Annotated in this window: 8 protein-coding genes and 1 pseudogene; 2 read left to right on the forward strand and 7 right to left on the reverse strand. The window is 66.0% G+C overall.

All coding sequences use genetic code 11. The annotated features are described in order from the left end of the window. Positions 1-296, forward strand: a 296-nt coding sequence (locus tag BZL64_RS25870; RefSeq protein WP_158101563.1) for a substrate-binding domain-containing protein, incomplete at its 5' end; no start/stop codon positions are given. A 57-nt stretch (positions 297-353) separates the two neighbouring features. Here BZL64_RS25870 and prcA read toward each other — a convergent pair. The 6 genes from prcA to arc form a co-directional block, all read right to left on the reverse strand. Continuing rightward, the gene (prcA, locus tag BZL64_RS25875) at positions 354-1,118 is read right to left on the reverse strand and encodes a proteasome subunit alpha (protein WP_086771593.1); all 765 of its coding nucleotides are present in this window, start codon (positions 1,116-1,118) and stop codon (positions 354-356) included. 58 nt (positions 1,119-1,176) lie between these two features. Continuing rightward, a complete protein-coding gene (prcB, locus tag BZL64_RS25880; protein ID WP_086771594.1) occupies positions 1,177-2,022 on the reverse strand; it encodes a proteasome subunit beta in 846 nt (281 codons plus the stop codon). Beyond that, positions 1,974-2,567, reverse strand: coding sequence for an endonuclease VII domain-containing protein (locus BZL64_RS25885; RefSeq protein ID WP_086771595.1), 594 nt, complete (start codon positions 2,565-2,567; stop codon positions 1,974-1,976). The genes prcB and BZL64_RS25885 overlap by 49 nt, the downstream gene beginning before the upstream one ends. A 32-nt stretch (positions 2,568-2,599) precedes the next feature. After that, entirely contained in the window at positions 2,600-2,818 is a 219-nt protein-coding gene (locus BZL64_RS25890; RefSeq protein ID WP_030955201.1) for a ubiquitin-like protein Pup, read from the reverse strand. 188 nt (positions 2,819-3,006) lie between these two features. Continuing rightward, positions 3,007-4,518: a depupylase/deamidase Dop gene (gene dop, locus BZL64_RS25895; RefSeq protein ID WP_341868830.1), complete on the reverse strand. Its 1,512-nt coding sequence runs from the start codon at positions 4,516-4,518 to the stop codon at positions 3,007-3,009. 230 nt (positions 4,519-4,748) lie between these two features. Then, positions 4,749-6,515 (reverse strand): proteasome ATPase, encoded by a 1,767-nt coding sequence (gene arc / locus BZL64_RS25900; protein ID WP_086771597.1) that lies wholly within the window; start codon positions 6,513-6,515, stop codon positions 4,749-4,751. Between the two features lie 244 nt (positions 6,516-6,759). Here arc and BZL64_RS25905 point away from each other — a divergent pair, with 244 nt between their 5' ends. After that, on the forward strand, positions 6,760-7,065 hold the full coding sequence (locus BZL64_RS25905) for a ferredoxin (protein ID WP_086771598.1): 306 nt from the start codon (positions 6,760-6,762) through the stop codon (positions 7,063-7,065). Positions 7,066-7,123: 58 nt separating this feature from the next. On the opposite strand, the pseudogene BZL64_RS25910 reads toward BZL64_RS25905, so the two are convergent. Further along, a pseudogene (locus tag BZL64_RS25910) lies at positions 7,124-7,451 on the reverse strand (hypothetical protein); the annotation flags it as partial.

Here is a 7,451-nt window from a genome sequence, read left to right on the forward strand (position 1 = left end):
GCCCCCCACCCACCGCCATCGTCTGCGACGACGACAAACTCGCCGCCGGCGTCTACAAAGCCCTACGACGACGCGGACTGCGGGTCCCCGACGACGTCTCCGTCACCGGCGTGGACGACATCGCCCTGGCCGCCGCACTCGACCCCGAACTCACGACCGTACGACTGGACGCCGAACTCTTCGGAGAACGAGGCATGCACGCCCTCCTCGCCGTCCTGGAAGGCCGCACCCCCGAAGAGGGCCAGATCCCCGTCGAACTGGTCGTCCGGGGCTCCACAGCCCCACCCAGGGCCTGAGAACACATCTGTGCCCCGACCGTGGAACCGGCCGGGGCACAGGCGAAACGGGTCAGGCTACTTCTTCTCGGCCTCGTCCGACTCGTCGGGCTCCTCGGCACTCTCCGCCTCGGTCGACGCCCCGTCCGTCTCCAGCAGCCGCCCCAACTGCCCACCGACGATCCGCTTGAACTTCCGCGACTGCGGCCGCGTACGATCCAGCACCGCGACCTCCAGACGCTCCGCCGGAATCTCCCGCTGCGTACCGTTCGTATCCCGCGACAGAGCCTGGACAGCCAGCTTCAGAGCCTCGGCCAGACTCATCCCGTCCCGATGCCGCTGATCCAGATAACTACTGATCTGCTCGGCATTGCCACCCACCGCGACCGAACCGTGCTCATCCACGATCGACCCGTCGTGCGGCAGCCGATAGATCTGGTCCCCGTCCGGCGTCCCACCGACCTCCGCCACCACCAGCTCCACCTCGTACGGCTTCTCACCGGCCGAAGAGAAAATGGTGCCCAGCGTCTGCGCATAGACGTTGGCCAGACCACGCGCGGTCACATCATCACGGTCATAGGTGTAACCACGAAGATCCGCGTACCGCACACCACCGATCCGCAGATTCTCGTACTCGTTGTACTTACCGGCGGCCGCGAAACCGATCCGGTCGTAGATCTCGCTGAACTTGTGCAGCGCACGGGACGGGTTCTCACCGACGAACACGATGCCGTCGGCGTACTGAAGCACGACCAGGCTGCGACCACGGGCAATGCCCTTACGCGCATACTCCGCGCGGTCGGCCATCGCCTGCTGGGGTGACACATAGAACGGCGTCGACACCGGTTATCCGTCCCTTTCTGTGGAAGTCACTCGATCACCATGCCAAAGACACGGCCGACTACAGCAGCGCGGCCCGCGGACCGTCCGGCTGCTCAAGACGGCGCGCCAGCACCGAACGGGCGATCTCGGAAGACTCGTCGTCGGTGAGCCGACGGAAACCGTCGTCGGTGATCACAGTGACGATGGGGTAGATCCGGCGAGCGACATCGGGGCCACCCGTCGCCGAGTCGTCGTCAGCCGCGTCGTAAAGAGCCTGGACCACCAGCGTCGTGGCCTCCTCCTCACTCAGATCACGGCGGTACAGCTTCTTCATCGCACCGCGCGCGAACACCGAGCCCGAACCGGTCGCCGCGAAGTTGTGCTCCTCCGAGCGACCACCGGTGACGTCGTAGGAGAAGATCCGACCCCTGTCACGGTCCACATCGAACCCCGCGAACAGCGGCACCACGGCCAAGCCCTGCATCGCCATGCCCAGATTGGACCGGATCATCGTCGACAGCCGGTTCGCCTTACCCTCCAGCGACAGCTGCGCACCCTCGACCTTCTCGAAGTGCTCCAGCTCCAACTGGAAGAGCTTCACCATCTCGACAGCCAGACCGGCGGTACCGGCGATCCCGACAGCCGAGTACTCGTCCGCCGGGAACACCTTCTCGATGTCACGCTGCGCGATGACATTGCCCATCGTGGCGCGACGGTCACCGGCGAGCACCACACCGCCGGGGAAGGTCACCGCCACGATCGTCGTCCCGTGCGGCGCCTCGATCACGCCCTGCATCGGCGGGAGTTGCCGGTTGCCGGGCAGGATCTCCGGCTGGTGCTCGGACAGGAAGTCCATGAAGGACGAGGACCCAGGCGTCAGGAAGGCAGCTGGTAGACGCCCGGTGCTACGAGTGTTGGCTTCCACGAAGTTCCCTCCAGGTAGGCGGCTGCCCGACGAACTGCGTCGGGGTCGTCTCCCAACTTGCCGATGGCCGAATTGCAGTTGAAGCACAGTACGCCACGGACCCTACCCGTCTCGTGGCAGTGATCCACATGGACGGCCGGGGCTTTCAGGCAGATCACGCAGAGCCCTCTTTGAGAGGCGACCAGGGCGTCGCGATCGGCTTCTGTCATGCCGTACTGGCGCTTCAGGTGCCCCCGTCTTCCCTTGACGGCTTTGCATGCTTTGCAACAGGTCGCAAGGCCGTCGGAAGCCGTCGCGTTGCGGTGCCACTCACTGTGCGGCTTGATCTCCTCACAGTTGCGGCAGAACTTGTGGCCCTCCGGCGTCTCCACGCGCGGCCGCACGTTCCTTCCCTTCGCCAGCTGCCGGGCCTGGTGATAAGCCGCCCAGCACTCCCGACAGTAGGCCTGTAACCCGTCTCGGGCTGCCGCGTTACTGGCGAAGGCTGCTCGCGGCTTCGACTCCTTGCACCGCGAGCAACGCTTCACACTCTCTTCCGTTGACAAGTTCGGCGCCTCCGAATCCTTCGAATCGAAGGCTACTCGCCGCCCTTCTGAACGAAACTTCGAACGAAGTCCTCTGCATTTTCCTCGAGGACATCGTCAATCTCGTCAAGAACCGAGTCCACGTCGTCGCTCAGCTTCTCCTGACGCTCCTTGAGGTCCTCCGAAGCCTGCGTCTCGGCCGCCTGCTCCTCGACCTCCTCGGTGGAGCGCGTCGCCTTCTGCTGGCCGCCGCCGGTGTCCTTGGTCGCCATAACCCTCACCCCGCTCAGTTCGCCCGACATGGTCGACAGGTCGGCATCCTGCCGATCGGTGATGATCAGACCCTACAAGCCGGGTCCGACATCGGCCCCGCAGTTGATGCAACGTGCGGGTGCCACCTCGATGATTCCCGGACACGGGGATTTCCACCCCGGGCGCCCAGGTGCGGCCGAGTACCCACTCAGCCGCCCGACAAGACCCTGACCAGGTCTTCTGCCGTACGGCAGCGGTCCAGCAGCGCCTTGACGTGATTTCGCGTTCCGCGAAGCGGTTCCAGGGTTGGAACGCGCTGGAGGCTGTCGCGGCCCGGCAGATCGAAGATGACCGAGTCCCAGGAGGCCGCCGCGACGTCGTCGGCGTACTGCTCCAGGCACCGGCCGCGGAAGTACGCGCGGGTGTCCTCCGGGGGCTTGCCCACGGCCCGCTCGACCTCCGTCTCGTCCAGGAGCCGCTTCACGCGCCCGCGGGCCACCAGACGGTTGTAGAGGCCCTTGTCGGGCCGTACGTCGGCGTACTGGAGGTCGACGAGGTGCAGGCGGGCGGCGTCCCAGTCCAGGCTGTCGCGGCGCCGGTAGCCCTCCATCAGCTCGCGCTTGGCGACCCAGTCCAGTTCGCCGGCCAGGCTCATGGGGTCGGTCTCCAGGCGGGTGAGGGTGTCCTCCCAGCGGATCAGGACGTCCTTGGTCTGGTCGTCGGCGTCGGCGCCGTAGCGCTCCTCCACGTATTTGCGGGCCAGCTCGAAGTACTCCATCTGCAGTTGGACCGCGGTGAGTGTGCGGCCGCTGCGCAGCGTGACGAGGCGCTTGAGGGTGGGGTCGTGGGAGACCTGGTGGAGGGTGCGGACGGGCTGGTCCACGGCCAGGTCGACGGCGATGAAGCCGTCTTCGATCATGGACAGCACGAGGGCCGTGGTGCCGAGTTTGAGGTAGGTGGAGATCTCCGAGAGGTTGGCGTCGCCGATGATCACGTGGAGTCGGCGGTATTTCTCGGCGTCGGCGTGCGGTTCGTCGCGGGTGTTGATGATCGGGCGCTTGAGGGTGGTCTCCAGGCCGACCTCGACCTCGAAGTAGTCCGCGCGCTGGCTGAGCTGGAAGCCGTGCTCGTGTCCGTCCTGGCCGATGCCGACGCGGCCGGCTCCGGTGAAGACCTGGCGGGAGACGAAGAACGGCGTGAGGTGGCGCACGATGTCCGAGAAGGCGGTCTCCCGCTTCATCAGGTAGTTCTCGTGGGTGCCGTAGGAGGCGCCCTTGTTGTCGGTGTTGTTCTTGTAGAGGTGGATCGGCTGGGCGCCGGGGAGTGCGGCGGCGCGCTCGGCGGCCTCGGCCATGATCCGTTCGCCTGCCTTGTCCCAGAGGACGGCGTCGCGCGGGTTGGTGACCTCGGGCGAGCTGTACTCGGGGTGGGCGTGGTCGACGTAGAGGCGGGCGCCGTTGGTGAGGATCACGTTGGCGAGGCCGATGTCCTCGTCGGTGAGCTGGCTGGAGTCGGCGACTTCGCGGGCGAGGTCGAAGCCTCGTGCGTCGCGCAGCGGGTTCTCCTCCTCGAAGTCCCAGCGGGCCCGGCGGGCCCGGTGCATCGCCGCCGCGTAGGCGTTGACGATCTGGGACGAGGTGAGCATGGCATTGGCGTTCGGGTGACCGGGGACGGAGATCCCGTACTCCGTCTCGATGCCCATTACTCGCCGTACGGTCATGCGGCCCTCCTTGCCCGGCGGCGCCCTCGGTCGTGGGCGCCGCTCAAGTACCGCGGGTGCTCCGGTGCGTGTGCGGTGCCCGTGCCCGCACTGCGCCCGGCGGTACGCAAGAGCCTAGAACGCCTCTGTGCTGGTGGGGAGATCATTTGCGTCATTGCCTGCTCCAGCCGTGGCCCGAAAAGCAGTCGGCTGCGGGTACCCGTGAAAGGGGACCCGCAGCCGCCCTGGTTTTACAGGTACTGTCCGGTGTTTGCCACCGTGTCGATGGAGCGTCCGGTGTCGGAGCCTTGCTTTCCGGTGATCAGGGTGCGGATGTAGACGATCCGCTCGCCCTTCTTTCCGGAGATGCGGGCCCAGTCGTCGGGGTTGGTGGTGTTCGGCAGGTCCTCGTTCTCCTTGAACTCGTCCACGCATGCCTGGAGGAGGTGGGAGACGCGGAGGCCTTTCTGGTTCTTCTCGAGGAAGTCCTTGATCGCCATTTTCTTGGCGCGGCCCACGATGTTTTCGATCATGGCGCCGGAGTTGAAGTCCTTGAAGTAGAGGACTTCCTTGTCGCCGTTGGCGTAGGTGACTTCCAGGAAGCGGTTTTCCTCGGATTCGGCGTACATGTGTTCCACTGCCGTCTGGATCATGCTCTGGACGGTGGTGGTGCGGTCGCCGCCGTGTTCGCCGACGTCGTCGGAGTGGAGCGGCAGTCGCTCGGTGAGGTACTTGCCGAAGATGTCCTTGGCCGCTTCGGCGTCGGGACGCTCGATCTTGATCTTCACGTCGAGCCGGCCGGGTCGCAGGATGGCCGGGTCGATCATGTCCTCTCGGTTGGAGGCACCGATCACGACCACGTTCTGGAGGCCTTCCACGCCGTCGATCTCGGCGAGCAGCTGGGGGACGATGGTGTTCTCCACGTCCGAGCTGACACCGGATCCGCGGGTGCGGAAGAGGGACTCCATCTCGTCGAAGAAGACGATGACGGGGGTGCCCTCGCTGGCCTTCTCACGAGCACGCTGGAAGACCAGGCGGATCTGCCGCTCGGTCTCGCCGACGTACTTGTTCAGTAGCTCGGGGCCCTTGATGTTGAGGAAGAAGCTCTTGCCGGTGGCCTGTCCGGTCACCTCGGCGACCTTTTTGGCCAGCGAGTTGGCGACGGCCTTGGCGATGAGTGTCTTGCCGCATCCGGGGGGCCCGTACAGCAGGACGCCCTTGGGCGGCCGCAGCTCGTGCTCCTTGAACAGGTCGGGGTAGAGGTAGGGCAGCTCGACCGCGTCGCGGATGGCCTCGATCTGGCCGCCGAGACCGCCGATCTGCTCGTAGCCGATGTCGGGGACCTCTTCGAGGACGAGTTCCTCGACCTCGCTCTTGGGGACCACCTCGTAGACGTAGCCGGAGCGGGGTTCGAGGAGCAGGGCGTCGCCGGGTCGGATGACGACGTCCAGCAGTGGTTCGGCGAGCCGTACCACCCGTTCCTCGTCGGTGTGCCCCTGCACGAGGGCTCGCTCGCCGTCCTCGAGGATCTCCTTGAGGGTGACGATGTCGCCGACGCTCTCGTACTCCATGGCCTCGACCACGTTGAGTGCTTCGTTGAGCATCAGTTCCTGGCCGCGCCGGAGCTCTTCGAGCTCGACGCCGGGGCTGACGTTCACGCGGAGTTTGCGGCCTCCGGTGAAGATGTCGGCGGTGCCGTCCTCGTTGGCCTGGAGGAAGACACCGAAGCCGGCCGGGGGCTGTGCGAGCCGGTCGACTTCTTCTTTGAGGGCCACGATCTGGTCGCGGGCCTCACGGAGTGTGTTGGCCAGTCGCTCGTTCTGGGCGGACACGCCGGCCAGATTGGTCTGCAGCTCGACGATCCGCTCTTCGAGAATCCTCGTGTGTCGCGGAGAGTCGGCGAGCTTACGTCGCAGGACGGCGATCTCCTGCTCAAGGTAGGCAATCTGCCCGGCGGGGTCGTCGGACCCTCGTCCCGGGCGGATGCCGCGGTTCATGTCGTCGTCGTGGGCTGCCACGGTCCTCACCTCCTCCAAGGGGAGCTGGACGCTTCCAGACCCTACCTGGGTGGGTGTCGATTGAAACCCCTAGATCACAAAGACTGTCGGGGTGTGTCCGATCTTCACCCTTGCGCTCTCCCTCACGCCAGGGGAATACCCACCGAACATGATTGGAAAGCTGCCGGAGGTAGGGTCGAAGTGTTCAACACCCGTCAGAGCCTGCATCGTTCCCGTGCGGCTCGGCAAACATTCGGCAGGAGATATGGGCGTACAGCAGGAGGCCGGTGTCGGCGGCGAGGCGCTGGAGGTCTGGATCGACCAGGATCTCTGTACCGGCGACGGCATCTGCGCGCAGTACGCGCCGGAGGTGTTCGAGCTGGACATCGACGGTCTGGCGTATGTGAAGACGTCTGATGACGAGCTTCTGCAGGCCAAGGGGGCCACGGCGCCGGTCCCGCTGCCGTTGCTGACCGATGTGGTGGACTCGGCGCGGGAGTGTCCGGGCGACTGCATCCATGTGCGACGGGTTTCGGACAGGGTCGAGGTCTACGGTCCGGACGCGGAGTGAGTCGGTACGCACGCACTGTGACGGCTGTCTGATTTCTCACAGCCGCCGGTGGCCGGGTTCAGACGGTGTGGGCGCCTGCGGGTGTCGAGCGGATGAACGTGTCGTCCTTCCACTGCCACTTGGCGCTCTCCTTCACGTCCGGGCAGCAACTGGGCACGTCGGCCGAGGAGTAGCCGAGGTAGTCGGCGAGGACGGTGCCGTCGTCGGCGGTCAAGGCGGTGACGGTGCGGCGCTCCTTGGGGTCGATCAGGGTGGCCACGACTCGTGGACTCGTTGCGTCGGCGGCCTGGGTGAGGACGTAGACGCCGTCGGGTGGGGTGCCCATGGGGGCGTCGCAGTGGACCGCGGCGACGGTTTCCGGCCTGCCGTCGCCGTCCAGGTCTGCG

Source organism: Streptomyces bobili (assembly GCF_002154575.1).
GTDB classification, from domain to species: Bacteria; Actinomycetota; Actinomycetes; order Streptomycetales; family Streptomycetaceae; genus Streptomyces; species Streptomyces bobili.